Origin of the sequence: Fibrella aquatica, from assembly GCF_041321135.1 — a bacterium.
Classification (GTDB): Bacteria; Bacteroidota; Bacteroidia; order Cytophagales; family Spirosomataceae; genus Fibrella; species Fibrella aquatica.
Genome location: NZ_JBGGWF010000014.1, coordinates 120,425 through 142,208, shown reverse-complemented (window position 1 = coordinate 142,208; position 21,784 = coordinate 120,425). Strand labels below are relative to the sequence as shown.

The following is a 21,784-nucleotide window of genomic DNA, read 5'->3' as shown; positions in this document are numbered from 1 at the left end:
AGTCATTAATAGTTTCTAATCTAACTACCGAAGCTGGAGCTTCGGCACTACCTCCTTTTTCATCACGACCGACGAGGCGGGGCATAGGTCGCTGAATTGACGCGTTTTGGCAATCGCTTCAGGTACTTTACCCCGCTCGACTCGCTCGAAACCTAACCGGTCGAAATAGCCATCGGCCGTAGTCGTGATCAGATACAATTCCTGAATACCCTGATTAGCCGCCAACTCCACAGATGCATCAATCAACTGACGACCAATTCGTTGAGCCTGATAAACGGACGAAACAGCTACTGAGCGAAGCAGTCCTACGGTACCAAAACCTTCTACGCCCGCCGCACCGGCCAGCGTATCATGATCGAATGCAAGCGTGAACGTACCTAGCTCATCAGGCAAATCATCGGTTAGCAAATCAGCCTGTATCAGCAGATTGATCAGCGCGGGGCGGTCGGCGGGGGTGGCTCGTCGGTAGGTCATCAGTTCGTTGATTAGCAACAGCCGCCGCCCGGTGTGCAGGCTTGCGCTGATGAGTTGGTCAGATCAATCAGGTTGATTTTCAATTTGGCCGTCGCTTCAGTTGGCGTAGACATACCTGGCTTTTCGGCGTAGACCGTCACGCTGACAATACCCACGCCGCCTTGCCGGTACGTAGCGATGTCATCGGTCGACAGGTAGTTGGCCAGTATCGAGTCGGGTAGGTGAATGGTTTTGCTTTTCTGAATCGTAATCTGCGTGAAGCCTGCTTCCTGAATCAGCCGCAGGTACTCGTCGTGCTGAATGGCACCGGATACGCAACCCGCATACATCTCGGCCGCCTGACGCAGACCGCCGGGCAGATCGCCCTGCAACACAATGTCGGAAATACTGAAATGACCGCCGGGCTTCAACACGCGGGCAATCTCGGCCAGCACGTTGGCTTTGTTAGGCACCAGATTCAGCACACAGTTGCTCACTACCACATCGGCAACATTATCGGCAACGGGCATTTGCTCAATATCGCCCGCCCGGAATTCTACGTTGTTGAAGCCCAGTGTATCGGCGTTGCGACGGGCCCGCTCAATCATGGCGGGCGTGAAATCGATACCGATCACCTTACCCGTCGGACCGGTTTCGTGACGGGCCACAAAGCAGTCGTTACCAGCGCCAGAGCCGAGGTCGATAACCGTATCACCGGGTTTGATTTGCGCGAATTGCGTGGGTAATCCACAGCCTAAACCCAGATCGGCATCGGGAACGTACCCGGCCAGATGCGTGTAATCGTCGGCCATGATGGCCGCATCATCGAGTGGTGAGCACCCGCCTACGCCGCAGCAGGAAGCTGCGTTCATTTCACGCGACTGATCGGCTACGGTGGTGTAGGTATCCCGCACCAGTTCTTTCAATTGATTTTCCGTTTGCATAGCTTTTATTGATTGTATTATTACGATGAATATGGGTAAAAAATTTAACAGCAACTTTTCACCTTGAACTGAGTCAGCAATTCCCCGAAAGCAACTTCTGCTTCCGCCCAAACCAATTCGTTGATGCAGTAACAAACCCTCGGTGGATTTACGCTGCCCTTGATAATGCCAATTCGACTCAGCTCTTTTAGATGCTGCGACACAGTAGCCTGTGACAAGGGAAGCACATCAACCAGGTCACCGCATACGCACGACTGCGTTTTGGCGAGGTGTTGCAAAATGGCTACCCGCGCCGGATGCGCAAACGCCTTCGCCAGATCGGCTATCCGGTTTTGCTTCTCCGTGAATACTTCCGTTTTCGTAGCGCCCATGACACAAAGGTACAAGTGATCTTATCAATCGCAATATTACGATTGAATTAATAAATCGGTTGGTTGCTACGAAGAACGCATGCTACGCCCTTCCAGGGCGTAGCATGCGTTTGAAACGGCTCAACCCCGTTTGATTACCCTCCGCGCACTCGCTTGCCTGTAGTGTAAATTGACAACTGATTTAACGCAGAACGCCCCGAAGCAGCTGGCGCGGTTGGCGCGAGCTACTTTGGGGCGTTCTGTGCTTAAACCTACAAGGTCTCGAAAAGACCTTATAGGTTTGTAGGTTCTCCTAATCAATAATCATGGCCTTGCCACTCATCACGTCGTTTTCAACGCTTTTGAATTTCACATCTTTCTTGATCGTACCGTCACCGTACTGAACATTCACGCGGGCATTGCGGTCAATCTTTGAATTGCGGATCGGCTGCTGCTTCGGCATCGGCGGGGCACCGGCTCCCATCGCGTTGTTCTGTGCCATCCGACGAGCGTACTCTTCAGGACCACTGGCCAGATGCTCGTCGTCGAAGTCTTCCATGTTGGTGTGCAGTTCGGGCATTGGCTCGGGGCGGCGCTCCGCCGGTGCCGACTGAATCTCCTGCTGCACTTCCTGCTCATCCTGAGCCGGAATGTCGGCTTTGGTCAGGAAGCTAATGGTATCGAAGTTTACTTTGTTCAGGAACCGCTTGAACAACTCGATCGACTCGAACTTATAGACCAGCAAGGGGTCTTTCTGCTCGAATACGGCGTTCTGCACCGACTGCTTCAGATCGTCCATCTCGCGAAGGTGCTCTTTCCACTCCTGATCGATCAATGACAGCACCACCGATTTTTCCATTTCGGTGATCACCTCACGGCCACCCGTTTCAACCGACTTGGCCAATTCGGCCACTACCTGCATTTCGTGGAGACCATCGGTAAACGGCACCACAATGTTGCGAATAAATTGGCCCTGCTGCTCCTGTACCTGCGTCAGTACCGGCGTTACTTTGTCGGCAATGGCGTGGTTTTTGGCTTGGTAACTGGCTTCAGCTTCGGCGTAGAAACGCTGAATGCGGTCGGCATTTTTCAACCGCGCAAATTCGGCGTCGGTCATTTTCGTATCGAGGCTCAGGGCAGTCAGCAATTGCAGTTTCACCACATCAAAATCGCCTTCGGCGTTACCAACAATCTCTTCAACCACGTCATACATCGTGTTGGCGATATCGAGCGGGAGGCGTTCGCCGAACAAGGCGTTGCGGCGACGATCGTAGATGGCGGTACGCTGGTAGTTCATCACGTCATCATATTCGAGCAACCGCTTCCGAACGCCGAAGTTGTTTTCTTCGACTTTCTTCTGCGCCCGTTCGATCGAGTTGGTGATCATCGAGTGCTGAATAACTTCACCCTCCTCCAGACCCATCCGGTCCATCAGCTTGGCGATCCGCTCTGATCCGAACAACCGCATCAGGCTATCTTCCAGCGACACAAAGAATTGCGACGTACCCGGGTCACCCTGACGACCCGCCCGACCGCGTAACTGCCGGTCGACCCGCCGCGATTCGTGACGTTCAGTACCGATAATGGCCAGACCACCCGCCGCTTTCGATTCGGCATTTAGTTTGATATCCGTACCACGACCAGCCATGTTGGTAGCAATCGTCACCGTACCGGGCTGACCCGCTACCGACACGATTTCGGCCTCGCGCTGGTGGTATTTAGCGTTCAAGACCTGATGCTGAATCTTGCGAAGCGTCAGCAGGCGGCTCAACAATTCCGAATTTTCTACCGACGTTGTACCCACCAGTACCGGACGACCTTTGGCCACCAGTTCTACGATCTCGTCGACAACGGCGTTGTATTTTTCGCGCACCGAGCGGTACACCTTATCTTCTTCGTCTTTCCGGCTAATGGCGCGGTTGGTCGGAATGGCCACCACGTCGAGTTTGTAAATCTGCCAGAATTCAGAGGCTTCTGTTTCGGCCGTACCGGTCATACCACACAGCTTGTGGTACATCCGGAAGTAGTTCTGGAGCGTTACCGTCGCGTAGGTCTGCGTGGCATCTTCTACTTTTACGCCTTCTTTCGCTTCCACCGCCTGGTGCAATCCGTCTGACCAACGGCGACCTTCCATGATCCGGCCCGTCTGCTCATCCACAATTTTTACTTTGCCTTCCTGAATGATGTATTCCACATCTTTCTCGAAGAGACAATACGCTTTCAGCAACTGATTCACGGTGTTGATCCGCTGCGTTTTCACCGAGTAATCACGGATAAGTCCTTCTTTGTGAAGAATTTTTTCCTGCTCGGTAAAATCGCTGTGTCTGTCAATCGCGTTTAGGTCAACCGACAGATCGGGCAGGATGAAGAAGCTTGGGTCTTCGCCCGATCCGGTGATGAAGTCGATGCCTTTTTCGGTGAGGTCAATGCTGTTGTTGCGCTCGTCGATGGTGAAGTACAGCGGCGAATCGGCTTCGGGCATCAACTTCTGATTCTCGGCCAGATAGATCGACTCGGTTTTCTGTAGCGTCTGCCGAACACCATTTTCGCTGAGGTATTTGATCAGCGGTTTCAGTTTGGGCAAGCCACGGAACGCGCGGAACAAGGCCAGGCCACCTTCTTTATCTTCAGGATTGGCGGTCAGTTTTTTCTTCGCTTCAATCAACAAGTCGCTCACCAGGCGACGTTGCGCTTCCACCACGCGCGACACGCGGGGCTTCAATTCAGCATAGTCCTGCTCGTCGCCGCGCGGCACCGGTCCAGAAATGATCAGGGGCGTCCGGGCGTCATCAATCAGCACGGAGTCAACCTCATCGACCATGGCGTAGTGGTGTTTCCGCTGCACGAGTTCGTCGGGCGTGCGGGCCATATTGTCGCGGAGGTAATCGAAGCCAAATTCGTTGTTGGTACCGTACGTAATGTCAGCGGCGTAGGCAGCTTTGCGCTGCTCGGAGTTCGGTTGGTGCCGGTCGATACAGTCGACGCGCAGACCGTGGAACTGGAAGAGCGGACCATTCCACTCTGAGTCACGCTTGGCCAGATAATCGTTGACCGTTACAATGTGCACACCCCGACCGCTCAGCGCGTTCAGGAAAGCGGGCAGAGTTGACACCAGTGTTTTACCTTCACCGGTGGCCATCTCGGCAATTTTACCGGTATGAAGCACTACGCCACCAATCAGCTGCACATCGTAGTGGACCATGTCCCACTTGATGGTATTGCCGGCGGCATCCCAGGTGTTGGCCCAGTAAGCCTTGTCGCCTTCGATGCGCACGTTCTTGCGGAAACGGGCAATCTCGATGTCGAACTCGGTGAGCGACACTTCGAGTTCTTCGTTTTGCGCAAACCGACGGGCAGTTTCTTTCACCACAGCAAACGCCTGCGGCAAAACCGCCAGCAGAACGCGCTCCAGTTCTTTGTTGCGTTCCTTCTCAAGCTGATCGACTTGGGTGAAAATCGTCTGCTTGTGGTCTACGTCCATATCCAGGTCGTTGGCAACCTGCTGGCGTAAGCCTTCGATCTGCTCGTCGATTCCTTTCAGTTCATCAGCGATGTGCGTACGTAGCTGAGCCGATACTGCACGCAGTTCGTCATTGCTAATGTCTTTCAGTCGCGCAAACTCAGCGTTGATCTGCTCTACATAAGGAAGCAGCTCTTTCAGATCTTTCTGCGACTTGGTGCCAAATATCTTGGCTATACTCTTGGTGATGAAATTACTCATTGGGTATGATAAGGCCGGTTCAACTCGCTGCCAATGAAAAAGGCAACGTTACCAACTCGTGTTTGCTTTTCTACAAAATTAACGGATAATGCCCGTAGTTCTAAGGGAATAGTTACGAGGGGCGTGGGGCGTGGCGCTTAGGGCAGGGGGTAATGCTCACGCGAAGCCACCCCACGCCCTAAGCGCCACGCCCCACGCACATTCAAAAACTAGCCCAAACCTGACTTACACGACAGATTGTCAGGCAAAAAAAAGCCTTCTCATGAATGAGAAGGCTTTGCTGATTACGACTACGGAGGGGTTAGGCCAGACCGGTTCGGCCAAAGCGGTACCGCGAGAAGCAGCGATTCAGCACAACACGATACATACGGCCAAATTGAGCGTAGCACCAGGCCTTAAGCTGTTTCACTTCGTCGCCCACCAGCGTATGGAGGGCCTTTTTCAATTCTTTTTCGAACAACTGACGGTCAAAACTGACCTTTTGCAGAATCATTTTAACGTATTCAAGCATGGAAGCCATACTGCATTCGTTGTTTATTGGTTAAAAGTAAGGTAGAGGAATTATGGTGCTGAATCAGGTATACTCACTATCATTGTAACGGGCGCCTTACCTAAATGTTGCCAACAAATTTACATGAGACTTGCAGTATTTGTAGTATTCCTTGTATTATATTTCTATGAAGGCGGCCCCGCTTTTTGTCAATCTGTTGATAATCCACTAGTTATTGATTACAGCTCAACAGATTTTTTGATTGAACGGCCGTTTACCATTTCGTTACTTGTTCGCGACAGTGAAAATCGCCCGAGCATCAGCTTTCCGGATATACCGGGCTTGGTGAAACAGGGCATTGCTTTCAGCACAACCCGAGCTGAACAAGATGGGCAGGAGGTAACCGGGCAACTTATTGTACAAACGTACCTGGCCACTCGCTCCGGCACCATCAGAGTCCCCCCCTTTACACTAACGGTCAACGGTCAAACGGTGCGATCGCCGGGTGTAACGCTAACCGTTCGAGCCGTTATCTCACCAGCCGAGGCCGCCGCCGCCGCTGCCTTAGCACGCCTGAAAACGGATAAAATGGCGGCTTTTTTGCAAACATCAGTCAATCAGTTAACCGTATACACGGGCGAAGGACTACAAATACGGTTATCTTTTTTCGTCGCTGAAAATTACCCGTACGAACTCAAATTCGACCAGTTGGAGCGGCAGGTAGCAGCCATGGTTCGGCAACTAAGGCCTGTAAACGCATGGGAGGAAAGCGATAATATTTCCGAGCTCGTCACCAAACCTGTTGTACTGAACGGGCGGAAATATTTTGAATACCGCATCTACCAATCAACTTTTTTCCCGTTGGCTACCCGTACCGGCGCGGCACGGCAGATTACGCTACCTGCCCTATCGCTCGTTGTTACCCGCCAATCGGTGCCACCGGCCCCGGCTCTTCCAGCCTCCGCCAGCACATCAACGCCTCGGGCAAACCCGGCAATGCGAAAAGCAGAACAGGCTACGTTTGTCAGCCAACCGGTTACCATCCAGGTACGTCCGCTTCCGCAGCAAACAACGGTATCAGCGCAAGGGCCTGTATCGGTAGGTAAGTTTCGGCTCGTTGCCGAGGTGGATCAGAACCGGGTCATGATCGGCCAATCGGTTCGCTACGATCTGCGGATTGAAGGGCGGGGAAATATTGCCGGTATTCAACCACCTCAGGCAGATGGCTCGAACACCGACGTCGACATTTTTCCACCACAGATACAGGAGCAGATTGGCCGCTCTGATGAGCAGGTCAGCGGCTATAAAACATTTCGCTATTTCCTGATTCCGAAGCAAAAAGGCGATCTGGCGTTGGCCGAACGGTTTTTCTGGGTTTACTTCGACCCCCAATCAGGCCGGTACGATACATTACGCCCCCAAACGATACTTCACGTTGGGGAACCATCCGACGGCCTGGCGCAAGGCATTGTTCCTTCCGATACGCTCGATGGCGCCGGTCGTCCATCGATTTATGCGGGTCTGGAGCAAACCGACAGCACCGAACAGTTCATTAACTGGCCCGTACTGGTTCGGGCCGCCGCCAACGTCCTGATCATCCTGATGATTCTGGGTACGTTGTTTGTTTTTGCTAGAAAATAAAAAAAGAGATTAGAAGTAAGAGACAAGAAGCAAGAGTTGCTGAGGCTAGTGTAATTCGCGTCAGCAACTCTTGCTTCTTGTCTCTTACTTCTAATCTCTCAACTCCTATGAGCAGCACCTACGGAACACTCTTTAAAATTGCCACCTTCGGCGAGTCGCATGGCGCGGCTATTGGCGTTACTATTGATGGGTGCCCTGCGGGCCTGCCTTTCGACACCGACTTTATTCAGGCCGAGCTTGACCGGCGCAAACCGGGGCAATCGCGCATTACCACGCAACGCCGCGAAGCTGATGAATTTGAGGTGTTGTCGGGCGTGTTCGAGGGTGTAACCCAGGGCACACCCATTGCCCTCATCATTCGCAATACCGATCAGCGGAGTAAAGACTATGGCCACATTGCCAAGCAGTTCCGGCCCAGCCATGCCGACTATACTTACCAGACCAAATACGGCACCCGCGATTATCGGGGCGGCGGGCGGTCGTCGGCACGCGAAACGGCGGCTCGTGTAGCGGCGGGCGCTATAGCTAAGTTACTGTTGCAGCAACAGGGCATTACTATTCAGGCTTATGTGTCGCAGGTAGGCAAACTGAAACTTGAGAAAGCGTATACGGAAATGAATCTGGCGCTAGCGGAAGAGAACGCCGTTCGGTGCCCCGACCCCGAAACGGCTGAACGCATGTTTACCCTCATTGACGAGACCCGTAAAAATGGCGACAGTATCGGCGGCGTAGTCGACTGTGTAATTACGGGCGTACCTGCTGGCTGGGGTGAACCAGTTTTTGATAAACTCCATGCCGAACTGGGTAAAGCTATGCTGAGTATCAACGCGGTGAAAGGATTTGAATACGGTAGCGGATTTGCTGGTGCGGAATTGTATGGTTCGCAGCATAACGACGAATTCTACACGGATGAAGCCGGTCAGGTACGTACCCGGACAAATCTTTCAGGAGGGATTCAGGGAGGAATTTCAAACGGCGAAACTATCTACTTCCGAACAGCCTTCAAACCAGTAGCTACTATCATGCAGGATCAGGAAAGCGTCGACTCCGACGGTAACAACGTGACTGTCAGCGGCAAAGGTCGCCACGACCCCTGCGTGGTGCCACGGGCTGTACCCATCATCGAGGCTATGGCAGCGCTCGTATTGGTTGATATGTGGCTAAGAAGCCTGAGTAATAAAGCTAAGTAACTTTAATGGGAATAACCGTTAAATAAATTCTTTTGCGTTTTACTACTTTACTGAATCATTGATTCATTAACTTAGTGCAGGTAAACTGCTAGTTTACCAACGTTTACGTGTAATTTATTTATCAGTTTAACAGCCCATTTTATGACATTTTTACGCAACCGATTACCTATTCTCTCCATAGCCTTCTTTTTGATAGGTCTACTGGGGTGCAACGTTCAGGAGGCTACGCCCTCTATTCTAGCCACCGACGGGGTCAACCTTGACCTTGTGCATGAGATAGAACAGATTGATGATCCGCGAGTACAAAAGATCGTGTTTACAGACATGCTGAGTGCAGCGGAGAAAGTATTCGTTTTTAAAAAACGCGTACTTGGCAAAATGCAGGAATTACCCCTCACCATTGAGCAGAAAGACCATCTTAACTTGCTGTTGGCCAATGTGAATGCGGAGACCTACAACCCTTCGATGCGTCGGGAAGAAGCAAGTAACTTCCTGAGCGAATGGACCCGGAAAGGGAAAGAAATTTTCGATCCGGCTGTTCTGAAAGATATCGTTGCCTCGCTGTCGCCTACCAAAAAAGGGGACACCGCAACCATGGTTAAAACACCACCAAGCTCTTCGAGTTGCGATTGTGCAACGGGCTCATCCTGGTGTGCGGAAGATTTCTACTGTACGTTTATTTCGGGCTGTGGCGGTCAGGGATGCGGCACATTCTGGCTGTCTGTATGCAATGGTCACTGCGACTACAGATCGCCGGTCAATTTTTAACGAATCGCACTAGCAGAAATACAGCCTTAGATCGCTAATCGATTCGTACTCCATGACGTTATTCAACGCGTGTAAGTATACCAGCTTTTTGCTGGTATACTTTATTTTTTTTGGGTGTCAGTCACCCCAAACTACGGAAGGGCTTGTAGTCAATGACTCGCTCAATCTAGGCGTCTTGAAAAAAGGCGATCAGGTACCATTTACGGTAAATCTGACCAATCCAACAACCGACTATGTAAGAATAGTCAGCGTGAAAGGAGATTGCGGATGTATTACGGTAAATAAATCACCTGAAGGTCTTAAACCAGGTCAAAATGGCATAGTTAATGCTACTTATAACAGTAAAGTAGATGAAAAATTAACTGGCACTATTTTGAAAAATATTGTTATTCAAGTAGACAAAAAACCCTTTATTCACGCTGTGAAATTGACTGTAGCATTGAACTGATTAGTTATCAACCGCACAATTTCATGAAAAAATATTGGCTCACTGCTGCTGCTTCTTTGCTGCTATTTATGCTCTTGACCCCACTGGGGGGCTACGGAGGGCATCACGTTAAGTTTAGCGTTGCTAACTTCGTTTTCTGCGGCTTCACTTATTTTTCGCTCAGAAATATAGTACCTTCTGAACAAAGGCTAACTATGGCTGGTGTAATCGCTTTACCGCCGTTACTCATCTGTATATTTCTGCACAGTTTACATTTCAGCGATACGTTCTATGCGCTGCCGAGTTCGTTAGCACATTTTACCGGAATTGCTGCTGGTCTGTTTCTAACGTTCGCGAACAGCCTGAAAAAAGCTGTTTTCATTCCGCTCTTTGTGGCGGCAACGATTTGGGGAACAACGACAGGGTACGATTTCTGGACCAACAAGTCGTTTTTCGGCACTTACACGGGCGCAGTTAATGAGCAAATTTCTCCTTTCGACCTGCATACGAGCGATGGACGAACAGTATCGTCGGCCTCACTGAAGGGTCAATTTGTTGTGCTCGATTTCTGGAATACGGGATGTGTCAGCTGCTTCAAAAAATTTCCGCTCCTACAGGAATATTACACCCAATACGGCAACAATTCGAAGATTAAATTTTTTGCTGTAAATATTCCGCTTTTGCGCGATGCTCCGGGGCAGGCAGATCGAATTATCAAAAAAGACGGCTATACGTTTCCTGTGTTACTAGCCGACAATAAACAGTTGCAATCTCTATTTAAAGTAAATTCGTTTCCTACCGTCATTATAATTGACCCCTCTCAACGAATTATTTATCGGGGTCAACTGGATGGAATCGATGAATCGCTGCGAGAACTGGCCGAGGTACGTTGACAGAGACGTTGGATAGTAGACTTCGGATGTTGGATAAAACACGGCAAGTAGTCCTGTTCATCCAACTTCCAAAGTCCAGTATCTAAAATTCAACATCTATAATTCTTTAATACGTACGTTCCGGTACCATACTTTTTCTTTGGGACTGTGGCATTGAAAAGCAATATTTCCTTTTGCATGTGGCGTAGCATACGGCCATTTGGCAAATTTACTTTTGGCCAGCTTTTCTTTCCAGTCATCGCTGCCATACTGGTAATCGACTACTTTTTTACCGTTCAGGAAGTGTTCGATATGATTGTTGTTCACCACAATCCGGCCTTTGTTCCATTCGCCAATCGTTTTTAGCTGTTCTTTATCGGTTGGCTCATACATATCGTAGGCCGCACCGCTGAGTTGTGTGTTGGCCAACTGCATGCGCTTGCCGTTATTATCGAACCACTCGAAACCTTTATCATCAATCACCTGATACTCGGGCCCCGACATGTAGGTGCTGACAATGTCGGCGCGATCCTGCACTTTGTAGATTACGCCGCTATTGCTGCCTTTGGGAATCTTAAACTCAAACTCAAGGTCAAAATTCTCGTACTCCTTGTCCGACACCAGGTCACCTCCTGTGCCATCGGGCGTCATGGCCCCGTCTTCAACCGACCAGCCTACAACGCCGGTTTGATGGTAGCTATGCCAGCCCGTGATGGTTTTCCCATCGAACAGACTGACCCATTTGGGCTTGGGTGCAAAGGCAGAAAGCAGGGCAGCACCCAGCAACACAAGACTTACGGAATGAAATGTTTTTTTCATGACTATAGTATTTTCACCAATAAAGATAAAAAAGCGCGAAACCTCCTACTCCACCTACGTCGTGGGTATTCTTGCCGCACTTACAACCCTTTTGGGTCACCTGGAATCTTACACATTCAGATCTCCTCAACTACAATGAACAGGCTCTACGTGTTAGTGATCATTGGTATAGCCAGTATGGTGATCGGTTGCCGAAAAAACTGCGGCCCTTCAGATGAGCCACGGCTGAAGTTGTCTATCAACATGCAGACAGCCCCTGCGCTGACAGCCGTGTATGCCCTCAATACAGCTCCCGGTTCACCTGCCATGACACTACCTCAGTCTACTTCGGCTCCTAACCGAACATACTGGCAATTGGATCTACCCCTCAATTTAACGGCCGATAGAGCGCAATATGTCTTCAACAGGTCGGGCCGACTCGATACGGTGACGGTCAACTATCGCCGAAAATTTGCCTATGAGGATGTCGAATGCGGCTATACCGTTACGATTCTGCCTCCCCTAAACAGCGATAATACACCGCTCGCCGATTCACTGGTTGTAAAAACCACCGCAGGGAAACTAAACAGCGTGGATTTTATTCCAACCAGTTCCCGCACCTTTTTCATAAGAGAATCGAACACTGGAATCTCTGTCGGCTTACTATGGCTTTGAAAATCAATTTATTAGCTTTAGTCGGATTGCTTTTCACCATCAACGGTCAGGCGCAGGACACCATTCCTCTGTATTCCGACGCGCTGGCGAAGCATAAAGCAGCCCGCCGACCCTGCCTTGGTCTTGATCTGTATCAAGGCGTTTGGTTTGCTTATTCAGCGTTAAACAATGACTCGCCCAAAACGTACATCTATCCGGTTTCAGCCACGCTCTATCTGCCTGATAAGCGACTTTCGCATTCAGGTCAGGCGGTGTATGTCAATGTTGGGTACGTTGCCTATGGCGGCACGGTGCAGCGAAACATCTATCAGGCCGGGCACAGCGCTCATATCCGGGTGGGCGTTGAACATACGTACCCGACGCTGATCCTGGGCTATGGCGGGCTGCTGTCGGGCTGGTCGGGGCAGGGATCGTTCTTTTTCAGTGGACCCACTTTTGGCGACTACCAGGAGACTATTGGCAGGCGGTCGGGGCTGGCAGTGGGGGGCGAAGGTCATATTGGAGCCGACATTCCACTCAGCAACCGACTTTCTATGCGGCCATTGGTTCGAGGCACTATCCTGACAAGAATGGGCATGGTGAACAACCTTCGTGCCCCCCATATGTCGGGAGTCGACTGGCAAGCCGAGAACAGAACTGGTATGGCCGTTAGCTTTCAGGTCAATCTGATCATTCGTCTTTAAATTCGTTTATGTTGCTTCGATGAGGTCAGCCGATTGGTAACTTTCTGTTGGCTACCGGCGTTTACGAGAGCATGAAAACGATTGCCGCCAACAGTCTGCCACCCCTTGAGTTTTACCGGTATTTGATTGGAGCCGTTGGGCCACGCCCCATTGCTTTTGCCAGCACGATTAGCCAGGAAGGGCACGTAAACCTGAGCCCCTACAGCTTTTTTAACGTTGTAGGTTCTAACCCGCCTATGCTGATGCTATCGCCCAACCTGAACAGACACGGACAGAAAAAGCATACGCTGCTGAATCTGGAAGAAACGGGTGAGGTGGTGATCAACATCGTTAGCTACAGCATGGTTGAACAGATGTCGCTGTCGAGTGCGGAGTATGACCGGCACGTTAACGAGTTCCAGAAAGTGGGCTTTACCGAAGCGCCGTCAAGTCAGGTACGTCCACCCCGGGTGGCCGAAGCACCTGCCGCCTTTGAATGCGTAGTGCGTCAGGTTATACCAACCGGTACAGCCCCCGGTGCAGGTACGTTAGTGCTGGTCGAGGTGTTGGTGGGTCATTTTCGCGACGACATTTTTACAGACAAAGGCCTGATTGATCCTCACGAGATTGACCTTGTGGGTCGCATGGGTGCCGATTGGTACGTGCGGGCCAACGGCGATGCACTCTTTGAAGTAGCCCGGCCCAAAGCAGGTATCGGTTACGACCAATTGCCCGAAACCATCCGCAACAGCAAGATTCTGACTGGCAACGACCTGGGGAAATTAGCCAGTTTCGAGGCAATGCCCGCGCCCGATGAGGTGCAGGCTTACGGCGATACGGCAACCCTGCAGGAACTGGCCGCTGAAGCCCGCTCCGGTTGCCAATACCTGCCCGATGTGATGCATCACCGGGCGCAGCAGTTGCTGGCGCAGAATAACGTGCGCGAAGCATGGCTGACCTTATTGCTGGTTGCCCGGTAAATAGTCTTCAAAACAAGTCAGATTCCGGGTACGTTCATGGCATATAACAACGTAATGAACACCCATGAAAAATTCAGCAACCCGTTCGGGCCTGATCGGCATTAGCACGGTCGGCCTTTTCCTGTTAGCCATAAGCTTGCTTACCCTGATGTCGAGCTGCACTAAAGACAGCACCGACAAAGTAGACGACGCCAATCAGAAGAAAATCGAGAGCCAATCGTCAGCCATCAGCAAAGACGCCAAAGACGATGCGGTTGAAATGGCCGGGAAAATGGTTGATCTGGCCGGTATGAACATAACCGCCCGCAGCCTGAGCGAGATAGCCCTTCAACGGGCGGTAAATCCGCAAGTGAAGCAATATGCCCGGCAGGCAATCGACCAGAATCGGCAGGCAGATAACGAGTTAATGCAACTGTCTCGCACACTCGGTTTGCAGTTACCCGCTACGCTTACGTCGGAGGGTAAAGACCGGGTAGATGATTTAAAAAACACGAAAGCCGGTACCGAATTTGACCTGAAGTATCTGGATGAGTTGGGCAAAGTCACAAAAAAATCGGCCAATGTAGCCGATGATTTGGATGATAATGGTACGACAGATGCCGTAAGAGCATACGGAAAGAAGACGTGGAAATCGCTCGATGGGCAGACTGAGTCCATCAAGCAACTAACGAACGTCTTAAACTAGCTCGTCTTCCACTTTCTATTCCTGACGTAACCCCAATTCGGGTAGCCTGGCCGGTTACCCGATTTTGCGTTCATGGCAAGATCAGACAGACGAGACTTAGTAAATTACAGCCGCCGTAGCTTCCAGTTCCAGACGCAGTCCGTAGTGCAGGGCAGGCACGGGAACAATAGCGCGAGCCGGTTTATGGTCACCAAAAAAGGCGGCGTATAAGCGATTGATGTCGCCCCAATCGTTCACGTCGGTGAGGTAGATACGTACCTGAAGTACCTGATCGGGAGCGCTGTTTGCCGCCAGCAGAATGGCTCTGAGTGTGTAAAAGACCGTTTCGGCCTGTAGGGCAAGCGGCGCATTCGTTAAATGATCACCTGAGGGGGTTACCGGCAAAATACCTGACACGTAAACCAGGCCGTTATGCACCACAGCAGGCGAGTAATGACCGCCCACCGGAGCGACCTTTGTAGCATGAATAAATTCCATTGAGATAGCCTGCGGGCCGTTTGTTGTTCGGCCAAATATAGAAGCTTTTCGTTTTTCAGTTGTCATTTCGTCACTTAGCCACTTTGCCATTCCCCATAAATACTAGCGAACGACCGGATGCTGGATATCCACCACCCTATTTATGAACTCAAACCGTCTCTTTCTGACTGTCGCTCTTTTGCTAGTAGCGGGAATATGGCTTTACGGCCGATACGTGGCCACACCGCGCCCTCCCCACAAACGGCCACCGGGTGTAACTTCGCCCGGAAACCGGCGCGTTGAGAAGACAGACGACGAGTGGGAATCCATTCTGACACGGGGGCAGTATGTGGTCATGCGCGGCCGGGGCACCGAGTGGGCGGGCAGCAGCGACTTGTTGCACGAACACCGATCAGGTACGTTCGTTTGCGTAGGCTGCCGGAATCCGCTGTTTTCGTCGGCCACCAAGTTCGAGTCGAACACCGGCTGGCCCAGTTTCTACGCCCCTATCATTGCCAACGCCATCTACACCGAACCCGACGGCAACCGAACCGAGGTACGTTGCGCCGTCTGCGACGCCCACCTCGGCCACGTGTTCACCGACGGCCCCGCCCCTACCGGCCTGCGTTACTGCATGAACGGCGTGGCGATGGCATTTACAAACTAATTCTCAGTCTTTCGTCCTCAGTTGTGCTGCTTCTAGGCAAGTATGGTGATGTAGCAGCGCGACGGAAGGCTGAGGACACAAAATAATGTTCTAAGTTTTTTCTAAGGCCATTTTGAGGCGTTTTGAGGCGTTTTCGCCGGAAACTTGTACTCACTTTGTAGCCTTCCAAATGCGCTTTCTCCTTCTTGTTCTCTTAACGTACCTCCCCTTGTCGGTGCTGGCGCAGGATTCGCTCCACCTCAACCGACAACAGGCCGATAGTTTATTCCTGCGAAACAACCTGCTACTGCTGGCCGAACGATTCCGCATCAACGCCGGACAAGCACAGATTATCCAGGCCAGCCTGATCGATAATCCCACGGTTAGTGTTGAGCTGAGTTCGTTCAACAACCAGACCCGCCGGGTGCTCGATGTGGGTCGGCAGGGGCAGAAGACCTTCGCCGTTCAGCAGTTGCTTTACACGGCGGGCAAACGCAACAAACGCATTGCCCTGGCCGCCGAAGCCGCCCAACTAACGCAGTACGAACTGCTCGACCTGCTCCGAAGCCTTCGCTTCGAGTTGCGCAGCCGGTTCTACGCCGTCTTCTTCCAGCAACAGACCATCGCCCGGTTCGATCAGCAGATCACGATTCTGCAAACGACCATCGACGCCTACGAAAAAGAATACAACCGAAACAACGTGTCGCTTCGGGAGCTGGTCCGGCTGAAGGCGTTGCTTTTTCAGATCGAAAACGACCGCACCGAGATTCTGCTTCAGGTAACCGACGATCAGCGAACGCTCCGTACGCTGCTGGGCATCGAGCAGCCCGTTTTCCCGATTGTGCGTGGCGATGCCCTGATTCGGTACGTGCTGCCCACCCTCACCGACGATACCCTACGGGCAATAGCCCTCCGCGCCCGGCCCGACCTGCTGGCCACCCAGTCGCTGAGTCGACAGGCCGAGCTGAACCTTAACCTGCAACGCGCATTAGCCCGGCCCGACATTCGTGTGGGCGCGGCCTACGATCAGGCGGGCAGCTACATTCAGCACTACGTGGGGTTGAACATCGCGACCGACATTCCGCTGTTCAACCGGAATCAGGGCGCTATTGTGGCGGCGAGGAGCCAGGTTAGTTACCAGCAGCAGATTCAACGGCAAAAGGCCATCCAGATCAGCAACGAGGTGTCGACGTCGCTTCAGAAAGTGCGCGAAGTCGACCGCCGGGTACGTTCGGTCGAAGGGCGTTTCACCGAGCAGTTCGACCAACTCAATCAGGGCGTGGTAATCAGCTTTCGGAAAGGCAATATCAGCCTTCTGGAGTTTGTGGACCTGATTGAAAGCTACAATCAGAGCATCCGGGAGCTGAATCGGCTCAAAGCAGACCGCGTGGGCGCGTACGAAGAACTCAACTACCTCATTGGTGAAGACCTGTTCAAATAATCCAACTATGAAAATCATCCTTGCATATGCCCTTTTGGCGGGCAGTTTAGCCCTGGCCGTTTCGTGCAAACCTAAAATCGATGTGGCCGAAGCGGGAGCGTTTATGCTCTCGGATACGATGATGAGCCGTATTCAGGTCGACTCGGTGGTAAACCAGCCCCTCCGCAGCGAACTAACGTTGGTGGGCAAAGTGGTAGCCGATGCCAACCAGGTCATTGAAGTATTTCCGCTGGTGGGTGGTAACGTCGAAAACGTCAATGTAGAACTGGGCGATTTTGTGCGTAAAGGCCAAACGCTGGCCACTATTCGGTCGGGTGAAGTGGCCGATTTTGAGCGGCAGAACTCACAGGCGCAGGCCGATCTGTTGCTGGCGCAGAAGAATTTACGCGTAGCTCAGGATCTGTTCGAGACCAAACTAAACTCACAGCGCGAAGTAACGATTGCCCAGCAGGAGCTGGAAAAAGCACAGGCAGACGTAAACCGGATCAAACAGGTGTACCAGATCTACGGCGTCAGCAAATCGTCTACCTACACCGTAAAGGCACCCATCGACGGCTACATCATTGAGAAGAACGTAAACCGCGAAATGCAGCTACGGTCCGACAACGCTACCAATCTGTTTACGGTTGGTCAGATCCGGCAGGTATGGGTATTGGCCAACGTAAATGAAAGCGACATTGGCCGGGTGAAAGCAGGCATGGCGGCAAGTGTGCAAACGCTGAGTTACCCCGACGAGCGTTTCAACGGCCGCGTAGACAAGCTGTACACTGTTCTGGACCCGCAGACCAAAGCCCTCACCGTTCGGATTCGGCTCGACAACCCGAAACTGAAGCTAAAGCCGGAGATGCACGCCACCGTAACGCTGCGCTACGAAGACGGTGGTCAGTTGGCTACCGTGCCCGCGCAATCAATCATTTTCGATCGGTCGCGGCATTACGTGCTAGTCTTTCGCGGCCCGTCCGACATTGAAACCCGCGAGGTCGACGTGCTGAAATCGCTCGGCGACGTGGCCTATATCCGGTCGGGGCTTAAACCGGGCGAACGTGTTATCTCGCGCAATCAGCTTCTGGTTTACGACGCCCTGAATGATTAGGGGAATGGTCATTAGGCTGCGCCGTCATTAAGTGGTCATTAGGTGTAGGCTATAGCAAGCCCTTACCTACACCTAATGACCACTTAATGACGGCGCAGCCTAATGACCACTTACTGACGAAGGTCTTAAACTGCTGGTAGCGTCTTTCCTCTTTACTCCTCTTTATGAATCGCTTCATCCGAAACGTAGTTGGTTTTTCACTCAAGAACCGCTTCTTCATTTTTTTCCTGACGGCGGCCCTCGTCATTGCCGGGGTTGTCAGTTACCTCAACACCCCGCTGGAGGCTTTCCCCGACGTAACCAACACGCAGATTATCGTGGTGACGGAATGGAACGGCCGCTCAGCCGAAGAAATCGAACGCTTTGTGACCGTACCCATCGAGGTAGCCATGAACTCGGTGCAACGGAAAACCAACGTGCGCTCTACCACGATGTTTGGCCTCTCGGTGATCAAGATCATTTTCGACGACGATGTCGAAGATTTTTTCGCCCGACAACAGGTCAACAACCAACTGCGGACCGTATCGCTACCCGAAGGCGTCGACCCCGACGTTCAGCCGCCATACGGCCCAACGGGCGAGATTTTCCGGTTTACCCTCGAAAGTCCCAACCGCGACAGTCGCGACTTGCTCACGCTGCATAACTGGGTGATCGATCGGCAGTTGCGCTCGGTGCCGGGCGTGGCCGACGTGGTGGCGTTTGGCGGGCGTGAGCGGATTTTTGAGATTCGGGTCAATCCCACTCAGCTTGCCAAGTACGACATTACGCCGCTGGAAGTGTACCAGGCCGTTACGCGCAGCAACATCAACGTGGGCGGCGACGTGATCGAGCGCAACGGACAGGCGTATGTGGTGCGGGGCATTGGCCTGCTTACGTCGGTAGCCGACATCGGGAACCTGCTCATCGAAGAGTTAAACGGCAACCCCGTGCTGGTGCAGAACGTAGCCGAGGTGGCCGAGTCGAACCTGCCGCGGGTGGGTCAGGTGGGGCTCAACAAAAATGATGATGTAGTTGAAGGCATCGTGGTGATGCGGAAAGGCGAAAACCCCAGCGAAATTCTGGGGCGTGTGAAGGCCAAAATCGAGGAGCTGAATACGCGCATTCTGCCGTCGGATGTGAAGCTGGTCACTTTTTACGACCGCGACAACCTGATCGAGTTCTGTACACAGACCGTGCTGCACAACCTGATCGAAGGCATTGTGCTGGTTACGGTGGTTGTTTTCCTGTTCATGGCCGACTGGCGAACAACGATCATCGTGTCCATCATTATTCCGCTGGCGCTGCTGTTTGCGTTTATGTGCCTGCGGTTGCGCGGTATGTCGGCCAACCTGCTGTCGATGGGCGCGGTCGATTTCGGGATCATCATCGATGGCGCGGTGGTGATGGTCGAAGGCATATTCGTAGCGCTCGACCACCGGGCGCATCGCGTTGGCATGGCCAAGTTCAACCAGATGGCTAAACTCGGCCTGATTCGGAAAACGGGTGGTGAGTTGGGTAAGGCCGTCTTTTTCTCGAAGCTGATCATCATCACGGCGCTGCTCCCCATTTTCTCGTTTCAGAAAGTCGAAGGCAAGATGTTTTCCCCACTGGCCTGGACACTCGGTTTTGCCCTGCTGGGTGCGTTGCTCTTTACGCTCACGCTGGTGCCGGTGCTGTGTGCCATTCTGCTCAAAAAAGACGTCCGGGAGAAGAACAATCCGTTGGTCAACTTCTTCGACCGGATCGTGATGGCGGGGTTTGGCTGGTGTTATGCCCGGCGGAAACTGAGCCTGCTGCTGGCGTCGGTGCTGATGGTGGCTACGTTCGCCTCGGCTACGCTGCTGGGCACCGAATTTCTGCCGACGCTCAACGAAGGGGCGCTGTGGGTAACGGCCGAGATGCCCATGAGCATGTCGCTGCCCGAAAGCGTGAAGATGGCGCACACGATCCGCGACAACCTGCAGGAGTTTCCCGAAGTAAAACAGGTGCTTTCACAGACCGGCCGATCCAACGACGGAACAGACCCCAACGGCTTCTATTTCTGCCAGTTTCAGGTCGACCTTGAGCCGAAGAAAAGCTGGACGCGCACCATCTCCGTCGATGAGTTGATCGAAGAAATGGACAAAAAGCTGAAAAGCTATCAGGGCGTCAATTACAACTATTCGCAGCCCATCATCGACAACGTGGCCGAGGCGGTAGCCGGCTTCAAGGCGAGCAACGGCATCAAGATTTTCGGCACCGACCTGCCCGAGCTTGAAAGATACGCCGACCGGGTTGTGGAAGCCATTCGCGATGTACCTGGCGTAAAAGACGTGGGTATTCTGCGGAATGTGGGTCAGCCCGAAATCAGCGTTCAGTTCGACGACCGGAAAATGGCCCTGTATGGCGTTTCAACCGCCGATGCGCAGGCCGTTATTGAAATGGGCATTGGCGGCAAGACGGCCTCGACCCTCTACGAAGGAGAGCGCAAGTTCGACATCCGGGTACGTTACGACGAAGCGTATCGCCGAACCGAAGACGACATTATGCGGCTGATGGTGCCCACCATGCGGGGCAGTAAAATTCCCCTCCGCGAGATTGCCACCATCCACACGCTGACCGGCCCGGCATTTGTGTATCGTGATAATAACCAGCGGTTTGTGGGGGTGAAATTCTCGGTGCGGGAACGCGACCTGGGCAGCACCATCGCCGACGCTCAGCAGCGGGTGCAGCAAAAACTGACCAATCTGCCCAAAGGCTACGGCATTAGCTGGACGGGTGAGTTTGAAAACCAGGTACGTGCCACCCAGCGGCTGGGGCAGGTCGTGCCCGTTTGTCTGGCGGCCATTTTCGTCATTCTGTTCATTTTGTTCGGCAATGCCAAAGACGCGGGTCTGGTGCTGATCAACGTGCCGTTTGCGCTCATTGGGGGCATTATGGCCCTGCACGCTACCGGCATGAACTTCGGCATTTCGGCGGGCGTGGGCTTCATTGCGCTCTTCGGTATCTGTATTCAGAACGGCGTTATTCTGGTCAGCGTGTTCAACCAGAACCGGCGCGACCGGCTTTCGCTCGACCAGTCGATTCAGGAGGGTGTTCGCTCACGGGTACGTCCGGTGGTGATGACCGCCATGATGGCTGCCATTGGCCTGTTGCCAGCGGCAGTATCGACGGGTATTGGCTCCGAAACCCAGAAACCGCTGGCGATCGTGGTCATTGGCGGGCTCATTACGGCCACCGTGCTGACGCTGCTCGTTTTCCCGATTATCTACCGCCTCTTCAATCGGCGCGACGCCCGCCACACCACCAAACTACCTGATCTTGAGCCAGTGCATTGATTTCTAAGGTAATTCTAAGCCGATTTCTGCCGCCGTTGCTGCTTTATCCGAGACCTTCGTGTATGTGTTGGTTTTCTTTCCCAATAGAAGTAGTAGGTCGTAGTACTGTTTGGTATCGATAGCTCCTGTCTGTAATGAACAGGAGCTATTTTTTTGACTCAATGGGTGGTGGATGGTTGGATACTGGATATTGGAT

General features: G+C 52.5%; 20 protein-coding genes. 13 read left to right on the top strand and 7 right to left on the bottom strand.

Going from position 1 to position 21,784, the window contains the following annotated elements:
* Positions 1-24 precede the first annotated feature (24 nt).
* The 5 genes from arsN2 to ACAW87_RS23025 form a co-directional block, all read right to left on the bottom strand.
* A complete protein-coding gene (gene arsN2, locus ACAW87_RS23045; RefSeq protein WP_370726009.1) occupies positions 25-474 on the bottom strand; it encodes an arsenic resistance N-acetyltransferase ArsN2 in 450 nt (149 codons plus the stop codon).
* A gap of 11 nt (positions 475-485) precedes the next feature.
* Positions 486-1,397: an arsenite methyltransferase gene (locus ACAW87_RS23040; protein WP_370726008.1), complete on the bottom strand. Its 912-nt coding sequence runs from the start codon at positions 1,395-1,397 to the stop codon at positions 486-488.
* Between the two features lie 44 nt (positions 1,398-1,441).
* Complete coding sequence (locus ACAW87_RS23035) at positions 1,442-1,768, bottom strand: ArsR/SmtB family transcription factor (protein ID WP_370726007.1); 327 nt, start codon at positions 1,766-1,768, stop codon at positions 1,442-1,444.
* Between the two features lie 292 nt (positions 1,769-2,060).
* Positions 2,061-5,468 carry a preprotein translocase subunit SecA gene (gene secA / locus ACAW87_RS23030; RefSeq protein ID WP_370726006.1) on the bottom strand — a complete coding sequence of 1,136 codons (3,408 nt, stop codon included), beginning with the start codon at positions 5,466-5,468 and terminating at the stop codon, positions 2,061-2,063.
* 301 nt (positions 5,469-5,769) lie between these two features.
* The gene (locus ACAW87_RS23025; protein WP_207329826.1) at positions 5,770-5,988 is read right to left on the bottom strand and encodes a hypothetical protein; all 219 of its coding nucleotides are present in this window, start codon (positions 5,986-5,988) and stop codon (positions 5,770-5,772) included.
* Between the two features lie 228 nt (positions 5,989-6,216).
* Between ACAW87_RS23025 and ACAW87_RS23020 the strand changes: the two genes are divergently transcribed.
* The 5 genes from ACAW87_RS23020 (at position 6,217) to ACAW87_RS23000 (ending at position 10,877) form a co-directional block, all read left to right on the top strand.
* Positions 6,217-7,599, top strand: coding sequence for a BatD family protein (locus ACAW87_RS23020; RefSeq protein ID WP_370726005.1), 1,383 nt, complete (start codon positions 6,217-6,219; stop codon positions 7,597-7,599).
* 107 nt (positions 7,600-7,706) lie between these two features.
* Positions 7,707-8,789: a chorismate synthase gene (aroC, locus tag ACAW87_RS23015; protein WP_370726004.1), complete on the top strand. Its 1,083-nt coding sequence runs from the start codon at positions 7,707-7,709 to the stop codon at positions 8,787-8,789.
* Between the two features lie 141 nt (positions 8,790-8,930).
* Positions 8,931-9,557, top strand: a complete 627-nt coding sequence (locus ACAW87_RS23010; RefSeq protein ID WP_370726003.1) for a bacteriocin fulvocin C-related protein — start codon at positions 8,931-8,933, stop codon at positions 9,555-9,557.
* 52 nt (positions 9,558-9,609) lie between these two features.
* Positions 9,610-10,005: a DUF1573 domain-containing protein gene (locus tag ACAW87_RS23005; RefSeq protein ID WP_370726002.1), complete on the top strand. Its 396-nt coding sequence runs from the start codon at positions 9,610-9,612 to the stop codon at positions 10,003-10,005.
* A gap of 23 nt (positions 10,006-10,028) precedes the next feature.
* Positions 10,029-10,877 (top strand): TlpA family protein disulfide reductase, encoded by an 849-nt coding sequence (locus tag ACAW87_RS23000; protein ID WP_370726001.1) that lies wholly within the window; start codon positions 10,029-10,031, stop codon positions 10,875-10,877.
* Positions 10,878-10,973: 96 nt separating this feature from the next.
* Here ACAW87_RS23000 and ACAW87_RS22995 read toward each other — a convergent pair whose 3' ends face one another.
* Positions 10,974-11,675 (bottom strand): 3-keto-disaccharide hydrolase, encoded by a 702-nt coding sequence (locus tag ACAW87_RS22995; RefSeq protein ID WP_370726000.1) that lies wholly within the window; start codon positions 11,673-11,675, stop codon positions 10,974-10,976.
* Between the two features lie 135 nt (positions 11,676-11,810).
* Between ACAW87_RS22995 and ACAW87_RS22990 the strand changes: the two genes are divergently transcribed.
* The 4 genes from ACAW87_RS22990 (at position 11,811) to ACAW87_RS22975 (ending at position 14,656) form a co-directional block, all read left to right on the top strand.
* On the top strand, positions 11,811-12,329 hold the full coding sequence (locus ACAW87_RS22990) for a DUF6452 family protein (RefSeq protein ID WP_370725999.1): 519 nt from the start codon (positions 11,811-11,813) through the stop codon (positions 12,327-12,329).
* A complete protein-coding gene (locus ACAW87_RS22985) occupies positions 12,320-13,012 on the top strand; it encodes a hypothetical protein (RefSeq protein WP_370725998.1) in 693 nt (230 codons plus the stop codon). Before ACAW87_RS22990 ends, ACAW87_RS22985 begins: the two co-directional genes overlap by 10 nt.
* A gap of 71 nt (positions 13,013-13,083) precedes the next feature.
* The gene (locus ACAW87_RS22980) at positions 13,084-13,971 is read left to right on the top strand and encodes a flavin reductase family protein (RefSeq protein WP_370725997.1); all 888 of its coding nucleotides are present in this window, start codon (positions 13,084-13,086) and stop codon (positions 13,969-13,971) included.
* 64 nt (positions 13,972-14,035) lie between these two features.
* Positions 14,036-14,656, top strand: coding sequence for a DUF4142 domain-containing protein (locus ACAW87_RS22975; RefSeq protein WP_370725996.1), 621 nt, complete (start codon positions 14,036-14,038; stop codon positions 14,654-14,656).
* Positions 14,657-14,752: 96 nt separating this feature from the next.
* On the opposite strand, the gene ACAW87_RS22970 is transcribed toward ACAW87_RS22975, so the two are convergent.
* The gene (locus tag ACAW87_RS22970) at positions 14,753-15,223 is read right to left on the bottom strand and encodes a RidA family protein (protein ID WP_370725995.1); all 471 of its coding nucleotides are present in this window, start codon (positions 15,221-15,223) and stop codon (positions 14,753-14,755) included.
* Positions 15,224-15,275: 52 nt separating this feature from the next.
* Between ACAW87_RS22970 and msrB the strand changes: the two genes are divergently transcribed.
* The 4 genes from msrB to ACAW87_RS22950 all read left to right on the top strand — a co-directional run bounded on the left by msrB (position 15,276) and on the right by ACAW87_RS22950 (position 21,588).
* Entirely contained in the window at positions 15,276-15,779 is a 504-nt protein-coding gene (gene msrB / locus ACAW87_RS22965; protein ID WP_370725994.1) for a peptide-methionine (R)-S-oxide reductase MsrB, read from the top strand.
* Positions 15,780-15,948: 169 nt separating this feature from the next.
* Positions 15,949-17,199, top strand: a complete 1,251-nt coding sequence (locus ACAW87_RS22960) for a TolC family protein (RefSeq protein WP_370725993.1) — start codon at positions 15,949-15,951, stop codon at positions 17,197-17,199.
* A gap of 7 nt (positions 17,200-17,206) precedes the next feature.
* Positions 17,207-18,292, top strand: a complete 1,086-nt coding sequence (locus tag ACAW87_RS22955; protein ID WP_370725992.1) for an efflux RND transporter periplasmic adaptor subunit — start codon at positions 17,207-17,209, stop codon at positions 18,290-18,292.
* A 164-nt stretch (positions 18,293-18,456) separates the two neighbouring features.
* Positions 18,457-21,588 carry an efflux RND transporter permease subunit gene (locus ACAW87_RS22950; RefSeq protein ID WP_370725991.1) on the top strand — a complete coding sequence of 1,044 codons (3,132 nt, stop codon included), beginning with the start codon at positions 18,457-18,459 and terminating at the stop codon, positions 21,586-21,588.
* Positions 21,589-21,784: the final 196 nt, after the last annotated feature.

Excerpts from the sequence above, each read along its gene's own strand:
- aroC (WP_370726004.1), top strand. The coding sequence starts at position 7,707 with ATGAGCAGCACCTACGGAACACTCTTTAAAATTGCCACCTTCGGCGAG.
- ACAW87_RS23035 (WP_370726007.1), bottom strand. The coding sequence starts at position 1,768 with ATGGGCGCTACGAAAACGGAAGTATTCACGGAGAAGCAAAACCGGATA.
- ACAW87_RS23005 (WP_370726002.1), top strand. The coding sequence starts at position 9,610 with ATGACGTTATTCAACGCGTGTAAGTATACCAGCTTTTTGCTGGTATAC.
- ACAW87_RS22950 (WP_370725991.1), top strand. The coding sequence starts at position 18,457 with ATGAATCGCTTCATCCGAAACGTAGTTGGTTTTTCACTCAAGAACCGC.
- ACAW87_RS23040 (WP_370726008.1), bottom strand. The coding sequence starts at position 1,397 with ATGCAAACGGAAAATCAATTGAAAGAACTGGTGCGGGATACCTACACC.
- arsN2 (WP_370726009.1), bottom strand. The coding sequence starts at position 474 with ATGACCTACCGACGAGCCACCCCCGCCGACCGCCCCGCGCTGATCAAT.
- ACAW87_RS22980 (WP_370725997.1), top strand. The coding sequence starts at position 13,084 with ATGAAAACGATTGCCGCCAACAGTCTGCCACCCCTTGAGTTTTACCGG.
- ACAW87_RS22975 (WP_370725996.1), top strand. The coding sequence starts at position 14,036 with ATGAAAAATTCAGCAACCCGTTCGGGCCTGATCGGCATTAGCACGGTC.
- ACAW87_RS23010 (WP_370726003.1), top strand. The coding sequence starts at position 8,931 with ATGACATTTTTACGCAACCGATTACCTATTCTCTCCATAGCCTTCTTT.
- ACAW87_RS22970 (WP_370725995.1), bottom strand. The coding sequence starts at position 15,223 with ATGGCAAAGTGGCTAAGTGACGAAATGACAACTGAAAAACGAAAAGCT.
- secA (WP_370726006.1), bottom strand. The coding sequence starts at position 5,468 with ATGAGTAATTTCATCACCAAGAGTATAGCCAAGATATTTGGCACCAAG.
- ACAW87_RS23000 (WP_370726001.1), top strand. The coding sequence starts at position 10,029 with ATGAAAAAATATTGGCTCACTGCTGCTGCTTCTTTGCTGCTATTTATG.
- ACAW87_RS23025 (WP_207329826.1), bottom strand. The coding sequence starts at position 5,988 with ATGGCTTCCATGCTTGAATACGTTAAAATGATTCTGCAAAAGGTCAGT.
- ACAW87_RS22960 (WP_370725993.1), top strand. The coding sequence starts at position 15,949 with ATGCGCTTTCTCCTTCTTGTTCTCTTAACGTACCTCCCCTTGTCGGTG.
- ACAW87_RS22995 (WP_370726000.1), bottom strand. The coding sequence starts at position 11,675 with ATGAAAAAAACATTTCATTCCGTAAGTCTTGTGTTGCTGGGTGCTGCC.
- ACAW87_RS22955 (WP_370725992.1), top strand. The coding sequence starts at position 17,207 with ATGAAAATCATCCTTGCATATGCCCTTTTGGCGGGCAGTTTAGCCCTG.
- ACAW87_RS22985 (WP_370725998.1), top strand. The coding sequence starts at position 12,320 with ATGGCTTTGAAAATCAATTTATTAGCTTTAGTCGGATTGCTTTTCACC.
- ACAW87_RS22990 (WP_370725999.1), top strand. The coding sequence starts at position 11,811 with ATGAACAGGCTCTACGTGTTAGTGATCATTGGTATAGCCAGTATGGTG.
- msrB (WP_370725994.1), top strand. The coding sequence starts at position 15,276 with ATGAACTCAAACCGTCTCTTTCTGACTGTCGCTCTTTTGCTAGTAGCG.